Consider the following 23,809-nt stretch of genomic DNA (forward strand, 5'->3'; position numbering starts at 1 on the left):
GAGCGATCCGAAAGTCGAAGACGCAGCGTCTGAACCGGGTTCCCCTTGTCACTTCGCCCCTCCGCCGGTGAAATAGCGGCGTGATGCTAACCGACACGCAGACCGGCACGCGCACGTTCACGTTCCTCGGCACCGGAACCTCAATGGGGGTGCCGATGCTCGGCTGTGACTGTCACGTCTGCACCTCCACAAACCCCAAAAATCACCGCTACCGCTGCTCGGTGCTCATCAGCACCGCCGCGGGTAACGTCCTGATCGACACCGCGCCCGAACTGCGGCTGCAACTACTCCGCGAGAACATCAAACTCGTCAACGCGGTCGTGTACACCCACTACCACGTCGACCACCTGTTCGGCCTCGACGACCTGCGCATCTTCCCGGTCAAACTGAACACGCCGCTGCCGATCTACTGCACAGACGAGACAGAAGTCATTATCCGGCAGGTATTTGCCTACGCCTTCGCGCCGGGCAGCGAAGACCTGCCCGTGGGGATGGTTCCGCGCCTCACGCTCGAGCGAATCGACGAGCGCCCGTTCGAGGTACTCGGCGAGCGGTTCACCCCGATCCCGCTCTTGCACGGGCGGTTCAACGTGTTCGGGTTCCGCGTGGGGGACATCGCGTACTGCACCGATGTGAGTAGCATCCCGGACCGGAGCTGGCCGCTCCTGGAGAACCTGGACGTGCTCGTGATCGACGCCCTCAAACCGGGCAAGCCGCACCCGTCACACTTCAACGTGGACCAGGCGCTCGAAGCCATCGAGCGCATCAAGCCGCGCCGGGCGTACTTCACGCACATGGCCCACACAATGGAATACGACGAACTGATGCGCACCCTCCCGAAGGGCGTCGAACCGGCTTACGACGGGCTGAAGTTCACGTTCTAGTCTTGTTTCGGTCTCGTTGTGGCGGTTTGAACGATCCACTCCCGTGCGGCGCAAATCGCTACACGGAACCGAAACCGGACGAGTACGCCCGTTTAAGCACCGGAAAAACGCGATATGACTGTTCCCCCCGCCGAACTTACCGACCGCCTGCGAGCCCACGGACAAGAACACGCACTGCTCGGTTGGGGCTCACTCGACACAAGTGCGCGGGCGGCCCTGGTTCGACAGCTCGAAGCACTTGACCTGGCGGAACTTGCAACACTGCGCGAACGGGCACTCGCTCCGCCCGAAGCCCCGCCAGAGCAGTTCGAGCCGGTGCCGATCACGCCCGCGGGGTTCACTGCGGAAGAAAAAGCGCGCGGCGCGGACGCCCTCGGGCGCGGTGAAATCGCGGCGCTGCTCGTGGCCGGCGGACAGGGGAGCCGACTCGGGGCGCTCCAACCGAAGGGCATGTTCCCGGCCGGCGCGATTTCGGGCACGTCGCTCTTTCAGATCCACGCGGAGAAGGTGCTAGCCACGAGTCGCCGGTACGGGCGCGCAGCGCCGCTCCTCATCATGACCAGCCCCGCGACCGATGCCCCCACGCGCGCGTTTTTCGCCGAGAACGGCAACTTCGGACTCGCACCCGGGCAAGTCACGTTCTTCCAGCAGGGCACGATGCCCGCAGTGTGCCCGCACACGGGAAAACTACTATTTGAAGCCCCCGGCAAGCTGTTCCTCAGCCCGAACGGGCACGGCGGTACGCTCACCGCACTAGCCGATAGCGGCTCGCTCCGCGCCCTCACCGAGCAAGGCGTGAAGCACGTCTCGTACTTCCAGGTGGATAACCCGCTGGTGAAGGTGTTCGATCCCGGCTTCATCGGGCGCCACATTGCAGCGGAGTCCGAAGCGTCGTCGAAGGTCGTGGCGAAAACCGCGCCGGACGAGAAGGTCGGCGTGCTGGTGTCCGCCAACGGGCGCGGCTCGATCATCGAATACACGCTCCTGCCCAAGCACCTCACGGAAGAACGGGAGCCGACCGGCGAACTCCGGTTCCGCGCCGGGAGCCCCGCGATTCACCTGTTCAGCGTGGCGTTTCTGGAGCGCGTGACGCGCACGGCGGCCGGGTCGCTGCCGTACCGCGCCGCACTCAAAGCGGTCGCCCACTTCGACCCGCGTGCCGGACAGAGCGTCCCCGCGCCGTCCGCAAAAGAACCGAATGCGGTGAAGTTCGAGCGCTTCATTTTCGATGCGCTGCCGCACGCGGAGCGGTGGCTCGCGGTCGAAACACTGCGCAGCGAAGAGTTCGCGCCGATCAAGAACGCGAGCGGCGCGGACTCGCCCGAAACGTCCCGGGCCGCGCAAATCGCGCTGCACACCGAATGGCTGCGTCGCGCCGGGATCGACACGAGCGGCCACGCGGTCGAAGTGTCTCCTCTATTCGGGCTCGATGCGGAGCACCTCGCCGAAAAGCTCCGGGGCGATAAACCCGTCAAGATTGTCGAACCGACAGTATTTAAGTAATGAGATCGGGGCGCGGTACTCATTCGCGCCCCACGGAACGGACCTCCCAAAATGCTCCACGCAATGATTATGGCCGGCGGCGGCGGAACGCGGTTCTGGCCCCGGAGCCGCACGAAACGGCCCAAACAGTTCCTCACGTTCAGCGGGGACCGCACGCTCCTGCAAAGTACGGTCGATCGCGTCGCGGCGCAGATCCCGCCGGAACGGACGTGGGTCGTCACGGGCGAGCAGTACGCCGCAGAAACCGCGGTCCAGTTACCCGAGTTGGCCCACGACCACATCATCGGCGAACCGGAGGGCCGCGACACGGCCCCGTGCGTGGGGCTCGGCGCGGCCATCATTCACAAGGCCGACCCGAACGCGACCATCGCCGTGATGCCCGCGGACCACGTCATCGAGCCGGAGCGCGAGTTCCAGCGCGCGCTCCACGCGGCCGAGCAGTTCATCGCGGACATGCCGGACAAGCTCGTCACGTTCGGCATCCGCCCCACGTTCCCCTCCACGGGCTACGGCTACATCCGGCGCGGCGAACCGGCCGGCTCGCGGCAGGGCGTTTCGGCGTTCCGCGTCGCCGAGTTCAAGGAGAAGCCGCAGTTCCCGCAAGCCGAGGAGTTCGTCGCCAGCGGTGCCTACGACTGGAACAGCGGCATCTTCGTGTGGAAGCCGGCCACCATCCTGAACGAACTGCGCACGCGGAAGCCCGCGATTCACGAGGTCGCGACCCGAATCGCGGCCTCGTGGGGCACGTCATCCTGGCCCGAAGCGCTCCACACGTCGTACCACGAGGCCGAGAAGAAGAGCATCGATTACGCCGTGATGCAGGGCGCTGCGGCGGACGGCAACGTGCTCGTGCTGGGCGCGCCGTACACCTGGGACGACGTGGGGAGCTGGCTCGCGCTCGAGCGCCGGAACCCGCAGGACGCCGAGCACAACACGGTGCAGGCGCTCCACTGCGGCATCGAGACGAGCAAGTGCGTGATCGTCGGCGACCCGGGCCAGCTCATCGCCACTTACGGCGTGAGTAACTTGCTGATTATCCAGAACGGCAACGCGATCCTCGTCGCCGACCGCAAGCACGAGGACAAGGTGAAGGAAATCGTGGACGCACTGAAGAAGACCGGGCGCGGGGAATACACGTGAGTGAAGAGGCGAACGGCCGGCGTGAGCCGGCTGGTGAGAGCTACCCGCCCCAAGCGACGCTCACCGATACAACGACAGCGAACACCAGCGCACCGGCCCTTCACCAGCCGGCTCACGCCGGCCGTTCGCCAATCCCCACACGCGGCCCCCTCCTCGGCATCGACTACGGCACCAAGCGCATTGGCATCGCCGTCTGCGACCCGGACCGCGTGATCGCGTCACCGGTGGGCACGCAGGCGAACGACGCGGGGAAGCAAGCGTTCTTCGCGGACCTCGTCGCGCGCTCGAAGTTCGTGGGCATCGTGGTCGGGTTGCCGCTCCACGCCAGCGGCGAGGAGAGCCCGATGTCGCGCGAGGCACGGGGATTCGCCAAGTGGCTCGCGGACCTCGCGAAACTGCCCTTCGTGATGTGGGACGAGCGGTTCACGTCGTCGGCCGCGGAGGACGTCCTGCGCGAAGCGAAATTGACTCAGAAGAAGCGGAAAGCGAAGGTCGATCGGGTCGCGGCGCAGATGATCCTGCAGGGGTACATTGATGCCGGCTGCCCCCCGGGTGGCAGCGACACGGGAGCGGACGATACCGACCCAACCCCGTTCCCCGCACCGAATTGAAACTCGCTGCAATTTATCTAAATTACTTCCCGCGGGTGGTTCCCCCTCTCTTAACTTGCGCCACCCTTCGCGCCACACTTACTACGGCACGAGGACGTCTGCATGGCCGGCCGATCTATCCGCTCGTTCACGGTTCTGCCCCGCCTACCCGACCGGCTCCGCCCGCTCCAAACGCTCGCGTACAACCTCTGGTGGTGCTGGAACGCGGACGCGGTCGCTCTGTTCCGCCGCGTGAACCCGGACCTGTTTGAAGCGCTCGACCACAGCCCCATCCGCCTGCTCGGGTCGACCGACCAGAGCCGCTTCGAGGAACTCGAGCACGACGACGGGTTCCTGGCGCACATGGACCGCGTGGCCGCGGCGCTCGACCACTACCTGAAGGCCCCGACGTGGTACCAGGAGCACCACAGCGGGGACAGCGCCCAAATCGCGTACTTCTCGGCCGAGTTCGGCATCCACGAGAGCGTGCCCGTTTACTCCGGCGGTCTGGGCGTGCTGGCCGGCGACCACCTCAAGAGCGCCAGCGACCTCGGGCTCCCGCTCATGGGCATCACGCTCATGTACCGCGAGGGGTACTTCCGCCAGTACCTCAACGTGGACGGCTGGCAGCAGGAGCGGTACCCGGAAAACGACTTCTTCACGCTGCCCCTGACCCCGGAACTCGACGCCCAGGGCGCCCCGCTCGTCGTCACGGTGCCGTTGCCGGGCCGCGAGGTCGCGCTGCGCGTCTGGCACATCCAGGTCGGTCGCGTACCGCTCTACCTGCTCGACGCGAACATTCCGCAGAACAAGCCCGAGGACCGGGCGATCACGTCGCAGCTCTACGGCGGCGACCAGCACACGCGCATCCAGCAGGAGATCATCCTCGGGATCGGCGGCATCCGCGCGCTGCGGGCGATGAACAAGATGCCCACCGTGTGCCACATGAACGAGGGGCACGCCGCGTTCACCGGACTGGAGCGCATCCGGCTCCTGATCGAAGAAGAGGGGCTGGACTTCGCGACCGCCTACGAAGCCGTCAAAGCCGGAACGTGCTTCACCACCCACACGCCGGTGCCCGCGGGCAACGACTCGTTCCCGGTCCACATGGCCGAGCAGTACCTCGGCGACTACGCGGCCAAACTGGGGCTCGACCGGAACGCGCTCGTGGCCCTCGGCCGCCAGCACCCCGGGAACGAGCAGGAGCCGTTCGGGATGACGGTCCTGGCGCTCAAAGTGGCCAACGTGTCCAACGGCGTGAGCAAGCTGCACGGCAGCGTGTCGCGCCGGATGTGGAAGGAACTGTGGCCGGAGCTGCCGGCCGGCGAGGTGCCGATCACGAGCATCACCAACGGCGTCCACACCCAGAGCTGGCTCGCGCCCGAGTTCGCGCAGCTCTACGACCGGTACCTCGGCATCCAGTGGGAAGAGCGCCCGACCGACTTCGCCATCTGGAAGCGGGTCGAGCAGATCCCCGACGGCGAGTTGTGGCGCACGCACGAGCGCGGGCGCGAGCGGCTCGTCGCGCTGGCCCGGGCGCGCCTGCGGGCCCAGCTCAAGCGCCGCGGATCGCCGCCGTCGGAAGTGGAGGGCGCCGACGAGGTTCTGGACCCGGACGCGCTCACGATCGGGTTCGCCCGCCGTTTCGCCACGTACAAGCGCGGCGACCTCATATTCCGCAACGCGGAGCGCATCGCGGCCCTGGTGAACAGCAAGGACCGCCCGGTGCAGTTCATCTTCGCGGGTAAGGCGCACCCGCAGGACCGCGGCGGGAAGGAGCTCATCCAGCGCGTCGTGCAGCAGTCGCGCAAGCCGGAGTTCCGCAAGCGCGTCGTGTTCATCGAAGACTACGACATGAGCGTCGCGCGGTACCTCGTGCAGGGCGTGGACGTGTGGCTGAACAACCCGCGCCGCCCGCTCGAGGCCTCGGGCACGAGCGGCATGAAGATTTGCGGCAACGGCGGGTTGAACCTGAGCATCCTCGACGGCTGGTGGGTCGAGGGGTACGACGGCGACAACGGGTGGGCGATCGGCGCCGGCGAGGAGTACACGGACCTCGCGTACCAGGACGAGGTCGAGAGCCGCGCGCTGCTCGACCTCATCGAGCAGGACATCGCACCGACGTTCTACAAGCGCGACGCGGGCGGGCTCCCGCGCGAGTGGATCCGGCGCATGAAGCGCTCGATCATGAGTTTGGTGCCGGTGTTCAACACGAACCGGATGGTGGAGCAGTACACCGAGCGGTGCTACGTGCCGAGTCACCGGCGCGCGGCGAAGTTGAGCGCGAACCACCTCCAGGGCGCGAAGGAACTCGCCGCGTGGCGCCGGCGCGTGGGGAGCGAATGGGGCCAGGTGCGCGTGGAGAACATCGACGCGCCGACGGGCGAGGCGCTCCGCGTGGGCGCCACGTTCCCCGTGAAGGTGCGAGTCAGCCTCGGCGGGTTGCGCCCCGACGAGGTCGAGGTCCAGTTGTGCTACGGCGTGCTCGACGCGCTGGGAGACATCGCCGAGCCGAAGTCGCTCCCGCTGGAGTCGAACGGCGCCACGAGCGGGTCGAGCGTGCTGTTCGCGGGCGAGGTTCCGTGCCGCGCGAGCGGCCAGTTCGGGTTCGGGGTCCGCGTGCTGCCGAAGAACGCGAACTTGCCGCACCTCTTTGAACCGGGCCTGGTGACCTGGGGCTAATGCGGGTTCGTGTCGTTTTTGTGTGGTGGGTCCAAGCTCGGCGCAGGCCCATCACACCCGCTGTGGCCCACGTTCCTCTATCTGGGCCATTTGTAGGGTGGGTCAAGGCTCTGCGCAGGCCCACCATCTTCCAGCCGCAGAGATTGCACAAATCCACAAGTTCCATCGCACGCCACTAACCGCCGGCCGCCATTGGGTAAAGGGCACGCCGGTGTAGCAAGGGCTCGCACCGGCTGCCACCGTCCGTTTGCTTGGAAAGCCCAAATATTTTTGTTTGAGTCGCAAGCGGGTGTGGTGGGCCTGCGCAAAGCCTTGACCCACCCTACAAAAACCATCATCCCACGCCCGGCCGAACTCGGAATCAGCTTGACCCACCCCACCGAAACGACACCTCACAACTTCCGAATCGGGTTGTGTGCGGTTTCGCCCACAACCGTCGTCCACACGCGCACGCGCCAGCGCGTGACTAAGCCGTTCGTCACGTAGGGGTCGCTGGTCGCGAACGCCTCCACGGGCGCGGGCGAATCGCATTTGAAGAGCAGCACGGCCCCGTCGGGCGGGTCGGCGAGCGCGCCGCCCAGCACCAGTTCCCCGCGCTCCACCGCGGCCCACGCATGTGCCAAGTGCAGGGCACGCAGCGGAATGCGCCGCTCCGCGTAGTCCGGTACCACGTCGTAAAAGAGTAAATAGTGCATCGCACCCCCGCACAAACGGAACCACCGCACCCACCGCACCGCGCACCGTCCGAACGCAAAAAGCGGCGCGGTTCGGCCTCCATCGTCGCGTACCGCGGGCCGATATTCCACACTGTTCCCGAACGCGGCCCGCGGTCGCAGTTGGGACCGAGCCGGTCACGACGACCGGTACTACTCTCGCCCTCCACGGAAGGACCGTCCCATGCAAAAGTTCCTCATCGCCATCATTCTGGCCGCCGTCACCTTCACCGCCGCGTCGGGGTGCCGATCCGCCTCGTCGAGCGGCTGTAGCTGCGGCCGCTAAGCGTTGACCAATAACGATTTCGGGCCGCGCGAATCACGTTCGCGCGGCCCGATTTCGCGCCCCACCTCACTCACAATTGTCACTTCATTATTCTGTTATTACCGTGTCAATTCTGTTCTGCAACGACTCGCGACCTTATTGACCGGGGCGGAAAGCTGGCACCGCCAACGGAATTCCCGTGCCGGTCCCGCGCACGGCTTCCGTGCCGCCGGTCCGACCGGTTGACAGCCCCTCCATCGTACCCCACCGTTGAGCATCCCCCGTGTTCTTGCACCGCCAAACGGGTGCGAAGGATGGCCCTCGGTGTCAGTCACTTTGCCCGCTCGGAATTCTGCCACGAGCAGCTCACAATCGCGCCGGCGCGACGCGGTCCTCGCGACCGTGCTCGACCCGCGCCGGCTCCCGACGCCGCCGGCCGTCGCGCTCCAGGTGGTCAGCGCCGCGAGCCGCCCGGACTGCAACCCCAACGAGATCGTCAAGCTCCTTTCGCAAGACCCGGCCCTTTGCGCGAAGCTCCTGAAGGCGGTCAACTCCTGCCTCTACGGGCTCAGTAAGCCGATCGCTTCGCTGGAGCGGGCCATTACCGTGCTGGGCCTCGGCCCGGTCCGGTCCCTGGCACTCGGGCTCTCCCTGCCCGCGATCAAAACCGGTCCCGCGGACCCGGAGACCCGCGCGTACCAGATCACCTCCGTGGCGGGCGCGATCATCGCCCGCGACCTCTCCGCGCGCACGCCCCGCAACTCGCCCGCCGACGACATGGTCGCGGGCCTGCTCCGGGACATCGGCGCGGTGCTGCTCCAACAGACCTACCCGGACGCTTGGCGCGACATGACGGAGCGCTGGGGCGACAACCTCCTCGCCCAGGCGTGCGAGGCCGAGGAAGAAACGTTCGGCATCAACCACGCGGACGTCAGCGCCGAACTGCTCTCGATCTGGAAGCTCCCCGCGGAACTCATCGAGCCGATCCGCTTCCACCACAACCCGGAGCGCCTCGCCGGCGCAGCGAAGGCAATCAGCAAGCGCGCCGAGCTGCTCTACTTCTCCGGCCTGCTCGCGAGCCTCGACACGGTCGTGCGGCACCCGACGGTCCTCGAGTACGTCCTCGAAATCGCCCGCACCCAGTACGGGCTCCCGAAGCCCGAACTGATCCGGTTCATGCGGAGCATCGTCCCCAAGATCGTGGACTTCGGCGAGTTGCTGGACCGCGACGTGCGGGACTGCCCGAACTTCGCGGAGGCGCTCACCGCGGGCGGGCAGGAGCTGGTGAACCTCGCGGTGGAGACCAACCGCACCCGGCTCAGCGGTACCGTCCCCCAATCCGGGTTGCGCCAGGTGCCCGCGCCCGGCGCCCACGTTCCCCCGTCCCAGATGCGCAAAGCGCCCGCGCCGTCGGGACAAGTGCCCCCGTCCCAGGCGCGCAAAGCGCCCGCGCCCTCGGGCGCAGCGCCCCAACCCGCGCCACAATCGCAAACACAGTACGACGGATGGACGTCCGCGGAGGCCACGCTCGACGCGGGCACCGGGCACACGTCCCCCAATTCCAAAATCGCGTCCGCGCTCCCCGAGTTCCGGCCCGCGTTCCTCGAGCAGTTCCCGGTATCGGGGTGCCGACTGGGGGACTACGAGCTGCGCGAGATCCTCGGGCGCGGCGCGATGGGCATCGTGTTCAAGGGGTACGAACCGAGCCTGGCCCGGTTCGTCGCGATCAAGATGCTGGCCCCGGAAACGTCCTCGGACCCGCGGGTCCGGGAGCGCTTCGCGCGCGAGGCGCGCGCGGGGGCGGCGATCCGCCACGAGAACGTGGTCACGATCTACGCGGTGCGCGAGACCGCGGGGCTCTCGTACCTCGCGATGGAGTACGTGCAGGGCGTCGCGCTCGATCGGTACATCGAGAAGAAGAACCCGCTGCCCGTAACCGCCATCGTCCAGCTCGCGCGCCAGATCGCCCTCGGCCTCGCAGCGGCCCACAAGCGGGGGATCATTCACCGCGACATCAAGCCCGCGAACATCATTCTGGAGTACGAGTCCGAGGCCGCCAAAATCGCGGACTTCGGCCTCGCGCGGAACGGGGCCGACGGCAACGGGAACTTGTCACAAACCGGGGGGCTGATCGGCACGCCCTACTTCATGGCCCCGGAACAGATCCAGGGGCAACCCGCGACCTTCTCCTCGGACCTGTTCAGCTTGGGCGGCGTGCTGTACTCGCTGTGTACGGGTTCCCCCCCCTTTCCCGAGAAAACGCTGGCCGCGGTCCTCTACGCGGTCTGCTCGGCGGAGCCGAAACCGATCTACAAGCTCCGCCCGGACATTCCGCAGTGGCTCGAAGACGTCGTCACGAAGCTCCTGGACAAGAACCCGGCCCAGCGGTTCAAGCACGCCTCCGAGGTGGCCGACGCCCTGCTGAAGAGTTCCCACTGAGCAAAATCGCCGAAATAATCGGGGCGGTAACCTCTCGCACGAAAAGCTCTTAGGATTCCCCTCGCGGAAAAAGACGTTTCCGCGCCAGATTTTCGTTGCGTGGGAGAAAGACCACGGTAGGATGCTAAGTGGCAAACCGGTCGGTTGTCGGCTCCGCCGGTGCCCACTTCCTTCAATTCCAACCGACGGTGAGGAGTACCTCCGATGACAGGTGCTACCAACCTCCCCTCTAATTCCGAGTCGCCGCCGGGCATTTGAGGGCTGCACGCCTACGGTCCCCTGGGGTGCTACCGAGCAAGTCGGGCGCTATTCCGGCTCTCGCCTCTTGCTTCTTTTCATTACCCACTCGACCAGACGCGACAGCCTGTGCGTTTTTTGATTCAATCTGAACACACAACTTTCGCCGGAACACTGCTCGGATACCGAGCTGGGGTCAATTGACCTTCCCACCGAGATGCCGACGTGAGATCGCCCCTCACTGCACTCAACCGGGGACATAAAGAGACGAGGCGCTAAGTGCTTTAGCGCCTCGACTCATTTCGGGTGAGCCCGGCCGCCGAACGCCGATCGAATCCAAAAAGGCGCTCCATTCACTCGAGTCGGCAACTTCACTTCCCAGAATGAAACCGCGACCACCATCAACGAGCCGATAAGCCGGCGGCCCCAACAACTCGCGCATCGAGCGGGACGCAGAGCAAAAGCGCAGATTTCGGGCCGCCACCTTGATTGCTCCCACGCGGGCGCTTCGGGTATGACGGTGCTACTCGCTTCAGCCCACTCACCACCCGATAGCACAATGCCCACGAACCACACCCGACTCCTCGCGCAAATCAAGCTCCGCGAAACCGAACGGCAGCGCGACCGGTTGCGGAAGCAGTACGACGATATTGAATCACAGGTCACCCGCGCGGGCACCCCACTGGAGCGCCTCCGCGCGCTGCACGCCGGCCTGCGCGAGGTCACGTTCGCCCAGAAACCGCTGCACCCGGCGGTGCGAGAGATTGATGCGCTTTACTTGGCCGACGGGTTGGGTGTGGTGCCACCCGAACTCGTCACAGAGCGCACGCGGTTCCTCGAACACGAACTCGCGCAGGGCCGACTGCGCGCGGAGTTCACATATGCGTTCGGCCGCGTACTCAGCGAGTGGGTCGGTGCGGAACCCCCGCCCGCCCGCGCCGGAACGGATGCAAACCCGGTCGCGCTCATGTTCGCGGAACCGCCGGTCCCGGACCGCGAGTGGCTCGACCGGTTCGCCTCAAACAACAAGGGCGTGCTCGATTCGGTCGCAGTGAGAGTAAAAGATTTCGCCGAGCGCGGCGCGCTCCGCCCGGTCGGGCCGCACGAAATCCAGGAAGTGCTGAACCAGATCGAGCGCCACCCCCACCTCGCGCCCGCCCTCCGCAGGCAAGCGGCCGAAGCCCGCGCGAGCACGACACAGATCACCGAACTGAGTGGCGTCGCGACGATCCTACTGAACAGCCTCGACGAATGGGACTGGCCCGGGGTCGGTGTACCGATGCGAACGGTATGGGTCCGTGTAAAGCACCGGCCGTACCTCGACGAAGACCTCGTGACCGCAGTGTTCCTGCAAGTCGTCGGGCTGCGGTGGGGGAAGAGCCTGCACGAGGTTCTGAAGTGGAGCTCGTTGCGCGACGGCCACGACCCGCTGTTCCGGCCCGAACCGCCCGATTCGCCCACCGCGCACATCGCCGGGGATCGCCTCCGCGCGCAAGCGGACCGGTTCCTCGCCGCGCTCCCCACCGACGAAAGCGGCGGAATCGAATCCGGGTACACGGGGATTGGGCTGACGGACCTCATCACGAGCATCGAGCGCGAGGTCCGGTTTGCACGCGCCGCGTACCCGGACCGCCCCTGCTTCGTTGTGCAAGCCGACCTGCGCAATTACTACCCGGCACTGTCACACGCAATTATTCTCGACGTACTGAAGCTCATCGGCGTGCCCGAGAAGTGGGTCACGTTCTTCGCCACGTTCCTCGCAACCCGCGTGCAGTGGCAGAACACCGTTGCCCCTCTGCGGCGCGGGCTCGCGCTCGAACACGCACTCGCGGACGTGTTCGGCGACGTGGTGGCGTGGGCGCTCGATCTGCACATTTTTCGCACCACCGGCGTGCAAACCATCCGGCTCGTGGACGACATTTGGTTCGTCACCGATTCGCACGAGAAGGCCCGTGCGTCGTGGGCCGCGTTACAGGAATTTTGCCGCGCCACTGCGCTCGAAGTGAACGAGGAGAAGTCCGGCGCGGTGTGCGTGGGGGATGGCACCGCCACACTCGACGGCCTCCCCACGGGTAAGCCGCGATGGGGGCTCCTCCGGCTCCAGGCGAACGGCGCGTGGGAGATCGACGAAGCGGCCTTTGCAAAAATCGAAGCGATCACGCGCGACGAACTGACCGCGTGCCCGTCGGTGCTGGCGCTCGTCGCCCAATACAACGGGTACCTCGGCTACATCATTCGGCAACTCGCTTTGCCCATCACATTGCGCGGCGACCACTTGCGCCGGGTGGCGCTGCGGCTCCAGAAAACGCACGACGAACTCTTCGGTGCCGGCCACGGTTTGGTGGAAGAAGTCGGGCGCCGACTGCGCGACTGTTTCGCCGACGCACGGCTGAAAGAACAGGGGCTCCCGCACGCGCTCCTGTACTGGCCCATTACCGCGGGCGGACTGGCTCTCGCGCACCCGGTGTTGCGAGTCGCGGCCCACTTGCGCGGTCAAACGGGCTGGTCCGAGCCAAAGCTACCGAACCGGGAAATTGTAGCCGCGTACTTGCGCCTGCGCGAAGCCGACGTTCGCAAGATCCCGTTCGGTGGGACCGAAGAAGCGCACCTGATGGGCTTGGACCCGGACCGGCCGAACGGGTCTCTCACCCGCGCCCAATTCGAGGATTATCAGAAGGCCGTCAAACGAAAGGACAAATCACTTCCGGCCCCGGAAGAGGTGGGCGTCGCGATGGCGGCGCTGTGGGCGAACTATTACCGCTCGGCGGTCGATGTGCGAAAGCCGTCCGGTCCGCCGCAACTCGATGCGATGGAGCGCCTCGTTCAAGACTTCATCGCCCGCGGCGGTGAAGTGACTGGGCGCGGGCAGTCCGGGCTGACCCCGTACTGGCGGTGGGTCGTGTACACTTACGGGCCGTCGCTCCTCGGCGCGCTCGGCACGTTCCGCTTCCTGTTGACGGAACTCGTTCCGCTCCAACTCATTCTGGAGAACCGCGGACTCACGACCGGCCCGGACGACGAAACCGGACACGCGCCACAACCACCGAACCACGACCACGACGGGTGGTCAGCGAACTACCCCGCGCCGCCCGCGAGTGGTGACGAGCCGATCCCGTTCTAGTGCGCCGCACAGCGCATATTCCGTTTGAGTTTTCCAACGTGCTTCGCTACATTTTGAATCAGAGAACCCGCCCCGCTGGTGTGACCCTCCAACTGCTCGCTCCCTCCTCCCGCACGCACTTTGCGGAGACTTTGATGGCGTTGCGATCCGTCCTTTTCGCGCTCGTCGGTATGACTGCCACGGCGAGTACCGCTGTTTGGGCGCTCGCGTTCAACGATAAACCGACGTCCGCGGCGGCTCGCGTGCCGGTGGCGGACGGCGCCGAAAGCTCGGTGCGCGCCGAACCGGTTCCCGCGCCGGCGGAAGACCCCACCTTCAAGACAAAGGTGCTGCCGTTCATCCAGAAATACTGCCTGGATTGCCACAAGGGTGAGAAGGCCAAGGGCGGTTTGGCCCTCGAGAGCTACACGAGCGAAGCCCAGGCACGCAAGGACCGCAAGAACTGGTCCGCGATGCAGCACGTGATCGCGTCCGGCGAAATGCCCCCGGCCGCGTCGAAGAAGCCGCAACCGACGAAGGACGAAAAGGAGTTCATCCTCAACTGGATCGAGAACTCGCTCACCAAAGTGGATTGCTCGCCGTCCACGCCCAAAGACCCGGGCCGCGTGACCATTCGGCGGCTCAACCGCGCCGAGTACAACAACACCATCCGCGACCTCTGCGGCGTGGACTTTAAACCTGCCGAAGAGTTCCCCTCGGACGACGTGGGTTACGGCTTCGATAACATCGGCGACGTGCTCTCCTTCCAGCCGATCCTGCTGGAGAAGTACCTCGCGGCCGCGGAAAAGATCGTCACCACTGCGGTCAACATTCCCGAAGCCGCCAAGAGCGGCAAACAGGGCTTCGGCGCACAGAACATCCTCGTCATCCCGCGGAGCGCGAAAACCGCCGACCCCGCGAACAAGATCACGTTCAAGTCGGAAGGGTCCGGCTTCCTGGAGAAGTTCAACTTCCCGGCCGAGGGCGAGTACGTCATCCGCTTCAAAGCGTGGGGCACGAAGGTCGGTGACGCCTTCCCCCAAGCGACCGTTCGCGTGGACGGCAAGGACGTGAAAGCGCTCACCGTGGACGCGGAACAAGGGAAGTCGCAGGTGTACGAGGTGCGGGGTAAGTTCCCGGCCGGCGAGAAGCGCGTCGCGGTCGCGTTCACCAATGCGTTCGAGGACAAGGAGAACAAGAAGTTCCGCGAGATGGGTCTGGAGCGCATCGAGATCGAAGGCCCGTTCAACGCGGTCCCGCCGCCGGAACCGGCCTCGGTGAAGTTGTTGCTCGTCGCGCGCCCCACCTCCAGCGCGGACGCCCGCGCCGCGGCCGAGAAGGTGCTCACGAACTTCGCGCGCCGCGCGTACCGCCGACCCGCCACGCCGAACGAAGTCGCGCGGCTCGTGCAACTCTTCGAGATCGCGACTAAGCAGGGCGAAGCGTTCGATAAGGCGCTCCGGCTCCCGATGAAGGCGGTGCTGGTGTCGCCGCACTTCCTCTACCGCATCGAGGACGATCCGAAGAACCCCACCGACGTCCGCACCATCAACGACTTCGAGTTCGCGACGCGGCTCTCGTACTTCCTGTGGTCGAGCATGCCGGACGAAGCGTTGTTTGAACTCGCGGCGCAGGGCGAACTGCGTAAGCCCGGCACGCTCGAAGCGCAAGTGAAGCGCATGCTCAAAGACCCGAAGGCGCGGGCGCTCTCCGAGAACTTCGCGGGGCAGTGGTTGCAGCTCCGCAACCTCAAGACGCTCACCCCCGACAAGGGGTACTACCCGGGCTGGGACGACGCGCTCCGCAACGCGATGATTAAGGAAGCGGAAACGTTCTTCGAGTTCGTCGTCCAGAACGACCGCCCGATCCTCGACTTCCTCGACGCCGATTACACCTTCGTCAACGACAAGCTGGCGAAGCACTACGGCATTACCGATGTGAAAGGGAGCGAGTTCCGCAAAGTGAAGTTGCCCGATACCCGGCGCGGCGGCATTATCACGATGGCCAGCACGCTCACCGTGACCTCGAACCCGACCCGGACCAGCCCGGTGAAGCGCGGGAAGTGGATTCTCGAGAACATCCTTAATACCCCGCCGCCACCGCCCGCACCTGATGTGCCCGAACTACCGCCCACCGGCCAACTTAAGGGCACGCTCCGGCAACAAATGGAACAGCACCGGGCCGACCCGAAGTGTGCCGTATGCCACAACAAACTCGACCCGCTCGGCTTCGGGCTGGAGAACTTCGACGGCATCGGCGGCTGGCGCACGCAGGACAACAAGAAGGACATTGATTCGACGGGTGAACTTCCCGGCGGGCTGAAATTCAACGGCCCCGCGGACCTGCGGAAGGTGCTGTTGGGGAAGGCCGACCAGTTCCGCAACTGTTTCGCGGAAAAATTGCTTACCTTCGGCCTGGGGCGCGGGTTAGAGTATTACGATAAGTGCGCGATCGACGACATTGTGAAGGCCTCGAAGACCGAGGGCGATAAGTTCTCGGCGCTGGTACTCGCGGTCGTGAAGTCCGACCCGTTCCAAAAGCGCAAGGGTAAACGAACCGAGTGACATGCCCCGCACTCTGTTGGCCTAGCGGTTTTGGTTTCGTGGCACGGGCCTCTGGCCTGTGCGTCACAAACACAGGCCAGAGGCCCGTGCCACGAACAAGATTTTCACAAATAGCACCCGCCCGAGTGATCCTGCCGTTTGCATGCTACCTGCCCGTGTGCCCCCGTCCACAAGGGCGAGGGGCCAACAATCCGGAGCACGCTGCCAATGAAGAAGTCCATTTCCCGCCGGACCGCGCTGAAGGGACTCGGCACTGCCATTGCCCTGCCCTTCCTCGAATCGCTCGCGGTCGCGGCGCCCGCAGCTAAAGTCACGGCCGGCGCGCCCAAGCGCCTCGCGTTCATCTACGTGCCCAACGGCGTGAACATGGCCGCGTGGACGCCCGCCGCGGAAGGGAAGTTCCAGGAACTGACGGGCATCCTCGAACCGCTCAATGCGTACAAGGAATACGTCAACGTGATGTCCGGCTTGGCCGTGGACAAGGCCCGCGCCAACGGCGACGGCCCCGGCGACCACGCCCGCGCCATGTCCGCGTTCCTCACGGGCCGGCAGGCGCGCAAGACGCACGGCGCCGACATCCGGGCGGGCATGTCCGCCGACCAGCACGTCGCCACCGTGATCGGCGACAAGACACGGTTCCCCTCGCTGGAGCTCGGCATCGAGCGCGGGCAGCAGGCCGGGAACTGCGACAGCGGGTACTCGTGCGCGTACTCCTCCAACCTGTCGTGGCGCGGGGAATCGACGCCCAACGCCAAAGAGTGCGACCCGAAGGCCGTGTTCGATCGGCTCTTTAGTGGCACCGACCCGAAGGAACTCGCCGAGGCCCGCGCCAAGCGCGAGCTTTACAACAAGAGCGTCCTCGACTTCGTGATGGAAGACGCGAAGGGGCTGAACGCGACCCTCGGCGCCGGCGACCAGAAGAAGCTCGACGAGTACCTGTCGAGCGTGCGCGAGGTCGAACAGCAGATCCAGAAGGCGCGCGAAGCGAGCAAGGCGCCGGTGCCGAAGCCGAACATGGCCGCGCCGACCGGCATCCCGAAGGAACTGCAAGACCACATGCGGCTGATGGCGGACCTGATGGTGCTCGCGTTCCAGACGGACCTGACGCGGGTCGCCACCCTGCCCTTCGCCAACGAGGGGAGCAACAAGCCGTACAAGATGATCGACGTGCCCGAGGGCCACCACGACCTCTCGCACCACGGCAACGACGCGGCCAAGCTCGCGAAGATCAAGAAGATCAACACGTTCCACATGGAGCAGTTCGCGTACATGATCGGCAAGATGAGGGCCGTGAAGGAACCGAACGGGAGCTGCCTGCTCGACAACGTGATGATCGTGTACGGTAGCGGCAACGGCGACGGGAACCGGCACAACCACGACGACCTGCCGGTCCTGCTCGTCGGTAAGGGCGGCGGCACGATCGAGTCGGGCCGGCACGTCGTGTTCCCGAAGCGCACCGACACGCCGATCACGAACCTGTACCTCGCGCTCTTCGAGCGGATGGGCGCGCCGGCCAAGTCCTTCGGCGACAGCACCGGCGTGCTGAAGCTCTGAGCCCGCGAACGATAACCAAGAACGCGGCCGGGGCAAAAAGGCCCCGGCCGCGTTTCGTTCCGGGACACCTACGGCTTCTTGATTTCGATCAGTTGCATCGACCAAGTCGTTGGAGCACTTCCGCCCGCGTTCCGTTCCGACTTCACGACCCGCCCGGGCACGCCGTCCGCGATCCACACTTTACCTTCGGTCGTCAGGTTCGCCGATTCGGTTTTGAACTTGAACCAGCGCGTTTTCATTTTTGTTCCGCACACGTCGATCGTCTCAGTGCCCTCATCCGTTGTTCCCGCGGGACGCCCGGCGAGCACGTCTTCTTTCTTCGCCCCCTTCGCCAACGCGATCGTCTTGGGCACCTCCCGGCGCAGCGCGTTCGGCTTGATAGTGTTCCCCCGAACAACGACGATGACTTCCGTCACGATCGCCACCTTGTCGTCTGCGACCTCCACGAGCGTCTCGGTGAGCGTCTGTTCCGCCGGTTTCCCGTTCACCGTGGCGATCGATTGCAACGTGATCGATGTACCCTTTTTGAACTGGCTCCAGTTCGTGAATTCGGGGTTCTCCACCTTCTCATCGGCAGCCACCGGACCACCGAACGCGAGCAACACAACCGAAGCGAGGGCAGCGACGCGCATCGGAAATCTCCTTGTGAAACGGGTGGTGAACTCAATCCAAATCGTCTCGCGTGAGGAAGCGTTCCCGTTCCGCGGGCGGCAGTCCGGTCACGTTCTCCGAGCGCGGCGTGAACCCGATGGAGTTGATGACCCGGCGCCCGTTCGGGTCCGGCGATTCGATCACCGCCTTGTGCAGCACGCCGAGCGGGTTCCCCGCGCCGGGGTCGAAGGGCAACAGGCTGTTATTCGCGACCACAATGAATGATTCGCCGTGGGGCAGATCGAGTTCGGTAATAACCGACACGAGTTCGGCTTCGCCCGCGGGGAACATCGGGTTGTGCGCGGCGAGATAGGCCGACAACGACAAATTGGCGCGAACGGCCGCCGCGGACGCATCGGCGAGCCAAAATCGGCTCCGCACGCGGGTCGATTCGTAGCCCAATACGAGCAGCGAAGCCGGGGGCGCGCCGTCGCGGTGGAACTTCGAGCTCACCTGTTGATCGAACCGGCCGAACCGTTCGGGCACGAACGCGACCGGGAACGCCGCAACGAGTTCCACCATCGCGCGCCGCAATTCGCGCGAGTTCACCTCCCGCGTCAAACGCAAAAGCGCGAAGCCGGGCTGATCGAGGGTCGAGCGCCACACGTGCTGGAACACAGTTGGAGCGATCGCGGATACATTGTCGGGTTTAAGGAGAAGTGGTTCGATCATACGACCAGCTTCCGGCCGCGGCAGGCGGCGGCGTAGGTCTCTTCGAGTTCGACCGGCACGAAGAGGCCCGCGACCACGCGCAGCGGCATCGTGGGTAACGGTTCCCCGACCCGCAACGGGTTCACCCACACGTCGACATTCATCTTCTTTTTTCGGATGATCGGGCGGTAAGTCGCGGCGTACAGGTATGCCTCTTCGGGCATGGCCAGCGCGTCGGCACCGAGCCGCGCGACGATCTCGTTGTGCAGGTTCGCGTGCCGCGCGGTGACGATGTCCACGATCACCACGCACGCACCGCCGGCGAGGTAGTCGAGGCACTTGGCGAGAAACAGCTCGCGCTTCTCGCCGCGATCCTTATTGCCGGGGCTGATCAGTTCGACGGCGCCGACCAGTTGTCCGGAGCCTTCGTTCTCGACCCGAATCTCGACCGTGTGCGGGAACTCGTACTGAGCGACTCCGGTTGCGACCGGCGGCGCGTAGACCGCCCGCGCCGCGGCGACCGCGGTCCCGCCCCCGTTCGTCGCGGGCACGGGCGCCGGGTCCCCTTCCTCCTCGATCCCGATGTCGATCTCCAGGCCACCGCCGAAGCTCTTCTGGTCGAGCGCGATGTACCCCGGCGGCAGGAGTGCGTTCATGCGCTCCGCGAGGTGGCCGATCCACCCGCTGTGAATCGAGCGCCACGGGACGCGGGACACGGGCGGGCGGAAGTGGTCGAGTAGCGGCATTTGTGGCTCTCCCTCTCAGATTGCCATCATACCACGGCGCCCGCACTTTGTTCCGCCCCGGGTCGGTGCGTAAAATGCCGCGTGCCACTTCACCGAGCAAGGACATCTATGACCGGTACCCGACCCACTTCGCTCAAAGAACTCCGCGCCAGCGGCTGGCAATCCAAGTCCGTCAAACACGAACTCCGCGACAACTACCTCGCGGCCCTCCCGAGCGGCGAACCGCTGTTCCCCGGGATCGTCGGCTACGATGACACGGTGGTCCCCGAAATCAGCATCGCGGTGCTCGCGGGGCACGACATGCTGTTCTTGGGCGAGAAGGGGCAAGCGAAGAGCCGCCTCATGCGCGCGCTCGTGCGGTTCCTCGACGAGTACGTTCCGTACCTCGATCTCCCGGGCTGCCCGATCCACGAAGACCCGTTCAATCCCATCACCCGGGCCGCAAAGGAGTACGTCGCGAACACGCCCGAAGACCAGGTCCGCATCGCGTGGTGGCACCGGAAGGACCGCTACGCGGAGCGCCTCGCCCCGGGCACCAAGTTCGCGGACGTAATCGGCGAGATCGACCCCGCGAAGCTCGCGGCCGGCACCAGCATGTCCGCAGAAGACGCGCTGCACTTCGGGCTCATCCCGCGCATGCACCGCGCGATCTTCGCGATGAACGAGATCCCGGAGTTGGACGAACTCATTCAGGTCGGGTTGTTCAACATCCTCGAAGAGCGCGACGTGCAAATCCGCGGGTACCCGATCCAGTTCGACCTCGACGTGCTGATCCTCTTCAGCGCGAACCCGGCCACGTTCAACCGGTCGGGTAAGGTGATCCCGCAACTCAAGGACCGCATCGGGTCGCTGATTCAGACGCACTACCCGCGCGAGCGCGCGCTGGGCATCGAGATCATGGAGCAGGAAGCGAAACCGGACGCGGGCGGGGCGGCCCCGGTGTTCGTGCCGTACTTCATGAAGGAAATCATCGAGCAGATCAGCGTGAGCGCGCGGAAGAGCAAGTACGTGGACCAGTCGAGCGGCGTGAGCGCGCGGTTCAGCATCGCGAACTACCGGACGATGGTCGCGAGCGCGCAACACCGGGGCGTGCGCCTGGGCGAAGCGCCCGCCGTTCCGCGCATCAGCGACCTGGGCCACCTCCCCACGTCGTCGCTCGGCAAGCTCGAACTCGACCTGATGGGTTCGCACCAGATGGGCGAGAAGCAGGTACTGGAAGCGATCATCGCGGACGCGATCCGCACGGTGTTCGAGGAATACGTTGAGGCGCACGGTCTGGAGGAGATCGCCGACGTGTTCTCGAAGGGCGTGAAGATCGAGGTCGGCGACATGCTGCCGAGCGCGGAGTACGCGAAGCGCCTGAAGCGCGTGCCGAAAGCCTGGGAAAAGGCGTTCGAGGTGAACGCGGGCGCGAGCGACGCGGTGCGCGCCAGTTGCGTGGAGTTCGTGTTGGCCGGGCTGTATGCTAGTGACAGAATCAGCCGCGCCACCCGCCACGGCCGCATGACCTACGAAACGTGAGCCGAGCAATGGAAGCCGTCGTCCCCTACGAACAGCGGTTGAAGCGCGACTTCGCCTGGGCGCTTCGGGAGGGCAGTATGCACTTCGAGGACGGGAGCGCGGTCCAACAAACGCTCCGGCGCATCACCCAGCGCCTGGACGAACTGGAGATCCCCTACGCCGTCGTCGGCGGGCTGGCGCTGTTCTTCCACGGCTACCGACGGTTCACCGAAGACGTTGACATCCTCGTGACGAAAGACGACCTCAAGGCCATCCACGAACACCTCGAAGGACGGGGGTACTTACCGCCGTTTGAAAAAAGCAAGCACCTCCGCGACACGGTCACGGGGGTGAAAGTGGAGTTTCTGACGACGGGAGATTACCCCGGCGACGGGAAACCGAAGCCGGTCACGTTCCCGAACCCCGCCGAGGTGCGCGTCGAGGGCGCGGGCATCTGGTTCCTGTCGCTCCCCGCGCTGGTGGAACTCAAACTCGCGTCCGGGCTCACGAACCCGCTTCGCGGCAAAGACATTGTGGACGTGCAAGAACTGATTACCGAGTTAAACCTCGGCGACGAACTGGCTTTCCAGCTCAACGAATTCGTGCGGGGAGAGTATCTGCGTTTAGTGAAACTCGTTCGCGACAATCCGAAGCCGGCCGAGTGATGTCGCGTGCCCGCGGCGATCACTCCGCGAGCCCAACTCGACCACGTTCCCGGCCCCCACCCGACAACCGGCAAAACACGGGGCACTCGCCACCAAACCAGCCCATTCCCCCTGTGCCCCCATTTTACCAGCGTGTATATTTTCACCAACTCTCCATTTACGGCACGCAACACACACTTGCGGCCCGGGCCGCACTCGGCCCGGCTCTCGCTCCACGACACCGACACCCCGAGGCACCGTCGTGACCCGTTTCATCCGTCGCCAGCGACCCGCGTTCACGCTGATCGAGTTACTGGTGGTGATCGCCATCATCGCGATCCTCATCGGCCTTCTGCTCCCCGCCGTGCAAAAGGTGCGAGAAGCCGCCGCGCGGCTCAAGTGCCAGAACAATCTGAAGCAAATCGGTCTGGCACTCCACAACTACGAGAGCTCGACCGGACACTTCCCGCCCAACGGCGTCTACCCGGTCGGCGCAACGGCCCCGGACTCGTACTCCGCCCTCGCCCGGATCTTGCCCTACGTCGAGCAGGCCAACTTGTATCAGTTGGTCGATCTGAGCGCCGCGGCCAACGCACAGACCGCGGTCACGTCGCAGCGGATTCCGATCTACCTGTGCCCGAGTGAGGTCAACGACAGAGCCAAACCGGGCTCCACCCCCACGGCCATCACGCGCTACCCGTTGAACTACGCGGCCAACGTCGGGTCGTGGTTGGTGTGGAACCCGACCACCGGACAGGGCGGCGATGGGGCCGTCACGCTCACCAGTAACCCCAACGGCGGGACGCGGATCAGCGACTTCACGGACGGCACGAGCAACACGGTCGGGTTCGGCGAGGTGAAAGCATACGGGGCGTACCTGCTCGGCGGGGCACCGACGGTCGCGCCCCCGAGCGACCCGGCCGGACAACTCGCGCTGGGCGGAGCACTCAAAACTGATGCGACCCACACCGGTTGGACCGAGGGGCAGACGTTCCACAACGGGGTGACGTTCGTCCAAACGCCCAACACGGTGGTGACGTTCTCGAGCGCCGGGACGAACTACACCGTGGATTACGTGTCGAGCCGGGACGGGTCGTCCGCGACCGCGCCGTCTTACGCGGCGATGACCGCCCGCAGCTACCACACGAACCTGGTCAACGTGGTGCTGATGGACGGGTCGGTGCGGTCGGTAGCTTCGTCTGTTTCGCTACTCGCCTGGCGCGCGGCCGGAACGCGGAACGGCGGGGAAGTCATCGGGTTGAATTAGCGCCCGGGCCGAGTCACTTGTTAGGTTTGGGCGAATCGGGGCGCCTGGTCAGCACGAGTTCCATCACCAGCCGCTCCTTGCCTTCTGCGTCGATCGCGTGCTGGCGGTGGACGATCGTCTTGCCGTCCTCCTCCAGCGTGGTCACCGTCTGCGAGCGCCGCGCGTCCCTCGCGGCCTCACCGAGTGCCTTGCCGACCAGCACGATCTTCTTGCCGTCGAACTTCTCCCCGCTCTGCCGGAACGACATCCGCGTCTGCCGCGAATCGACCCACGAACTCGTGAACGCACCGGTTTCCGGCTCGAACCCGATCAGTCCGGTCCCGGTCGTCTTCTCGGCACCGGTTCCGAAGGTGAACTCGGACTGGAGGAACCGGCCGGCGTGGATCATCGTTTGCCGGCACGTCCCCGTACCCCGAACCGGGTCGCCCGTGCGCGGGTGGAACGTCTTCACCACGTCCCAATCGCCCACGAACTTCTCCAGAAACTTCTGGCCCTCACCGGGTTTGGAGCGCGGCTCGAACTTGGCCTGCGGATCTTTCTTGTCGTCGCCCTTGGGCGGCTGCGACGAACCCGCGAGTCCCCCAAAAACGACCATCGCGAACCCGGCCAGGAGCACGAAACGAGTCACGAGCGGTCCCCAATTGGTTCCAGAATTTTGCCGTCGAAACGATCGCGTGCT

Annotated in this window: 17 protein-coding genes; 12 read left to right on the forward strand and 5 right to left on the reverse strand. The window is 65.4% G+C overall.

Going from position 1 to position 23,809, the window contains the following annotated elements; all coding sequences use genetic code 11:
• The first annotated feature begins 83 nt into the window (after window positions 1-83).
• The 5 genes from J8F10_RS36875 to glgP all read left to right on the forward strand — a co-directional run bounded on the left by J8F10_RS36875 (window position 84) and on the right by glgP (window position 6,799).
• Window positions 84-884 (forward strand): MBL fold metallo-hydrolase, encoded by an 801-nt coding sequence (locus J8F10_RS36875; protein WP_210663751.1) that lies wholly within the window; start codon window positions 84-86, stop codon window positions 882-884.
• Between the two features lie 114 nt (window positions 885-998).
• A complete protein-coding gene (locus tag J8F10_RS36880) occupies window positions 999-2,387 on the forward strand; it encodes a UTP--glucose-1-phosphate uridylyltransferase (RefSeq protein WP_210663254.1) in 1,389 nt (462 codons plus the stop codon).
• A gap of 51 nt (window positions 2,388-2,438) precedes the next feature.
• Window positions 2,439-3,527: a mannose-1-phosphate guanylyltransferase gene (locus J8F10_RS36885; protein ID WP_210663257.1), complete on the forward strand. Its 1,089-nt coding sequence runs from the start codon at window positions 2,439-2,441 to the stop codon at window positions 3,525-3,527.
• Window positions 3,524-4,138, forward strand: a complete 615-nt coding sequence (ruvX, locus tag J8F10_RS36890) for a Holliday junction resolvase RuvX (RefSeq protein ID WP_210663259.1) — start codon at window positions 3,524-3,526, stop codon at window positions 4,136-4,138. Before J8F10_RS36885 ends, ruvX begins: the two co-directional genes overlap by 4 nt.
• 102 nt (window positions 4,139-4,240) lie before the next feature.
• Window positions 4,241-6,799, forward strand: coding sequence for an alpha-glucan family phosphorylase (gene glgP / locus J8F10_RS36895; RefSeq protein ID WP_210663261.1), 2,559 nt, complete (start codon window positions 4,241-4,243; stop codon window positions 6,797-6,799).
• Between the two features lie 392 nt (window positions 6,800-7,191).
• Here the strand turns inward: glgP and J8F10_RS36900 are convergent, their stop codons facing one another.
• On the reverse strand, window positions 7,192-7,494 hold the full coding sequence (locus J8F10_RS36900; protein ID WP_210663263.1) for a YciI-like protein: 303 nt from the start codon (window positions 7,492-7,494) through the stop codon (window positions 7,192-7,194).
• A 607-nt stretch (window positions 7,495-8,101) separates the two neighbouring features.
• On the opposite strand from J8F10_RS36900, the gene J8F10_RS36905 reads away from it, so the two are divergent.
• The 4 genes from J8F10_RS36905 to J8F10_RS36920 all read left to right on the forward strand — a co-directional run bounded on the left by J8F10_RS36905 (window position 8,102) and on the right by J8F10_RS36920 (window position 17,671).
• Window positions 8,102-10,216, forward strand: coding sequence for a protein kinase domain-containing protein (locus tag J8F10_RS36905; protein WP_315854263.1), 2,115 nt, complete (start codon window positions 8,102-8,104; stop codon window positions 10,214-10,216).
• A 796-nt stretch (window positions 10,217-11,012) separates the two neighbouring features.
• On the forward strand, window positions 11,013-13,574 hold the full coding sequence (locus J8F10_RS36910; RefSeq protein ID WP_210663265.1) for a reverse transcriptase domain-containing protein: 2,562 nt from the start codon (window positions 11,013-11,015) through the stop codon (window positions 13,572-13,574).
• A 134-nt stretch (window positions 13,575-13,708) separates the two neighbouring features.
• A complete protein-coding gene (locus J8F10_RS36915) occupies window positions 13,709-16,117 on the forward strand; it encodes a DUF1592 domain-containing protein (RefSeq protein WP_210663267.1) in 2,409 nt (802 codons plus the stop codon).
• A gap of 207 nt (window positions 16,118-16,324) precedes the next feature.
• On the forward strand, window positions 16,325-17,671 hold the full coding sequence (locus tag J8F10_RS36920) for a DUF1552 domain-containing protein (protein WP_210663269.1): 1,347 nt from the start codon (window positions 16,325-16,327) through the stop codon (window positions 17,669-17,671).
• Between the two features lie 68 nt (window positions 17,672-17,739).
• On the opposite strand, the gene J8F10_RS36925 is transcribed toward J8F10_RS36920, so the two are convergent.
• Genes J8F10_RS36925 through J8F10_RS36935 form a run of 3 tightly spaced genes read right to left on the reverse strand, consistent with a single transcriptional unit; the run spans window position 17,740 to window position 19,719 of the window.
• Window positions 17,740-18,303, reverse strand: a complete 564-nt coding sequence (locus tag J8F10_RS36925) for a hypothetical protein (RefSeq protein WP_210663271.1) — start codon at window positions 18,301-18,303, stop codon at window positions 17,740-17,742.
• A gap of 31 nt (window positions 18,304-18,334) precedes the next feature.
• Window positions 18,335-18,994 carry a hypothetical protein gene (locus tag J8F10_RS36930; RefSeq protein ID WP_210663274.1) on the reverse strand — a complete coding sequence of 220 codons (660 nt, stop codon included), beginning with the start codon at window positions 18,992-18,994 and terminating at the stop codon, window positions 18,335-18,337.
• Window positions 18,991-19,719, reverse strand: a complete 729-nt coding sequence (locus J8F10_RS36935) for a DUF4058 family protein (RefSeq protein WP_210663275.1) — start codon at window positions 19,717-19,719, stop codon at window positions 18,991-18,993. The genes J8F10_RS36930 and J8F10_RS36935 overlap by 4 nt, the downstream gene beginning before the upstream one ends.
• Before the next feature lie 108 nt (window positions 19,720-19,827).
• On the opposite strand from J8F10_RS36935, the gene J8F10_RS36940 reads away from it, so the two are divergent.
• The 3 genes from J8F10_RS36940 (at window position 19,828) to J8F10_RS36950 (ending at window position 23,130) form a co-directional block, all read left to right on the forward strand.
• Entirely contained in the window at window positions 19,828-21,240 is a 1,413-nt protein-coding gene (locus J8F10_RS36940) for a magnesium chelatase (protein ID WP_210663278.1), read from the forward strand.
• Between the two features lie 8 nt (window positions 21,241-21,248).
• On the forward strand, window positions 21,249-21,884 hold the full coding sequence (locus J8F10_RS36945) for a nucleotidyltransferase family protein (RefSeq protein ID WP_210663279.1): 636 nt from the start codon (window positions 21,249-21,251) through the stop codon (window positions 21,882-21,884).
• A gap of 241 nt (window positions 21,885-22,125) precedes the next feature.
• On the forward strand, window positions 22,126-23,130 hold the full coding sequence (locus tag J8F10_RS36950) for a DUF1559 domain-containing protein (protein ID WP_210663281.1): 1,005 nt from the start codon (window positions 22,126-22,128) through the stop codon (window positions 23,128-23,130).
• A gap of 13 nt (window positions 23,131-23,143) precedes the next feature.
• On the opposite strand, the gene J8F10_RS36955 is transcribed toward J8F10_RS36950, so the two are convergent.
• Entirely contained in the window at window positions 23,144-23,758 is a 615-nt protein-coding gene (locus J8F10_RS36955) for a DUF1579 family protein (RefSeq protein WP_210663283.1), read from the reverse strand.
• Window positions 23,759-23,809: the final 51 nt, after the last annotated feature.

Origin of the sequence: Gemmata palustris (assembly GCF_017939745.1) — a bacterium.
In the GTDB taxonomy this organism is placed as follows: domain Bacteria; phylum Planctomycetota; class Planctomycetia; order Gemmatales; family Gemmataceae; genus Gemmata; species Gemmata palustris.

What these genes read in the sequence shown, in the direction of transcription:
- J8F10_RS36915 (WP_210663267.1), top strand. Translation starts at nt 13,709, where the DNA reads ATGGCGTTGCGATCCGTCCTTTTCGCGCTCGTCGGTATGACTGCCACG.
- J8F10_RS36880 (WP_210663254.1), top strand. Translation starts at nt 999, where the DNA reads ATGACTGTTCCCCCCGCCGAACTTACCGACCGCCTGCGAGCCCACGGA.
- J8F10_RS36920 (WP_210663269.1), top strand. Translation starts at nt 16,325, where the DNA reads ATGAAGAAGTCCATTTCCCGCCGGACCGCGCTGAAGGGACTCGGCACT.
- J8F10_RS36945 (WP_210663279.1), top strand. Translation starts at nt 21,249, where the DNA reads ATGGAAGCCGTCGTCCCCTACGAACAGCGGTTGAAGCGCGACTTCGCC.
- J8F10_RS36910 (WP_210663265.1), top strand. Translation starts at nt 11,013, where the DNA reads ATGCCCACGAACCACACCCGACTCCTCGCGCAAATCAAGCTCCGCGAA.
- J8F10_RS36875 (WP_210663751.1), top strand. Translation starts at nt 84, where the DNA reads ATGCTAACCGACACGCAGACCGGCACGCGCACGTTCACGTTCCTCGGC.
- J8F10_RS36885 (WP_210663257.1), top strand. Translation starts at nt 2,439, where the DNA reads ATGCTCCACGCAATGATTATGGCCGGCGGCGGCGGAACGCGGTTCTGG.
- J8F10_RS36900 (WP_210663263.1), bottom strand. Translation starts at nt 7,494, where the DNA reads ATGCACTATTTACTCTTTTACGACGTGGTACCGGACTACGCGGAGCGG.
- J8F10_RS36940 (WP_210663278.1), top strand. Translation starts at nt 19,828, where the DNA reads ATGACCGGTACCCGACCCACTTCGCTCAAAGAACTCCGCGCCAGCGGC.
- J8F10_RS36925 (WP_210663271.1), bottom strand. Translation starts at nt 18,303, where the DNA reads ATGCGCGTCGCTGCCCTCGCTTCGGTTGTGTTGCTCGCGTTCGGTGGT.
- J8F10_RS36930 (WP_210663274.1), bottom strand. Translation starts at nt 18,994, where the DNA reads ATGATCGAACCACTTCTCCTTAAACCCGACAATGTATCCGCGATCGCT.
- glgP (WP_210663261.1), top strand. Translation starts at nt 4,241, where the DNA reads ATGGCCGGCCGATCTATCCGCTCGTTCACGGTTCTGCCCCGCCTACCC.
- J8F10_RS36935 (WP_210663275.1), bottom strand. Translation starts at nt 19,719, where the DNA reads ATGCCGCTACTCGACCACTTCCGCCCGCCCGTGTCCCGCGTCCCGTGG.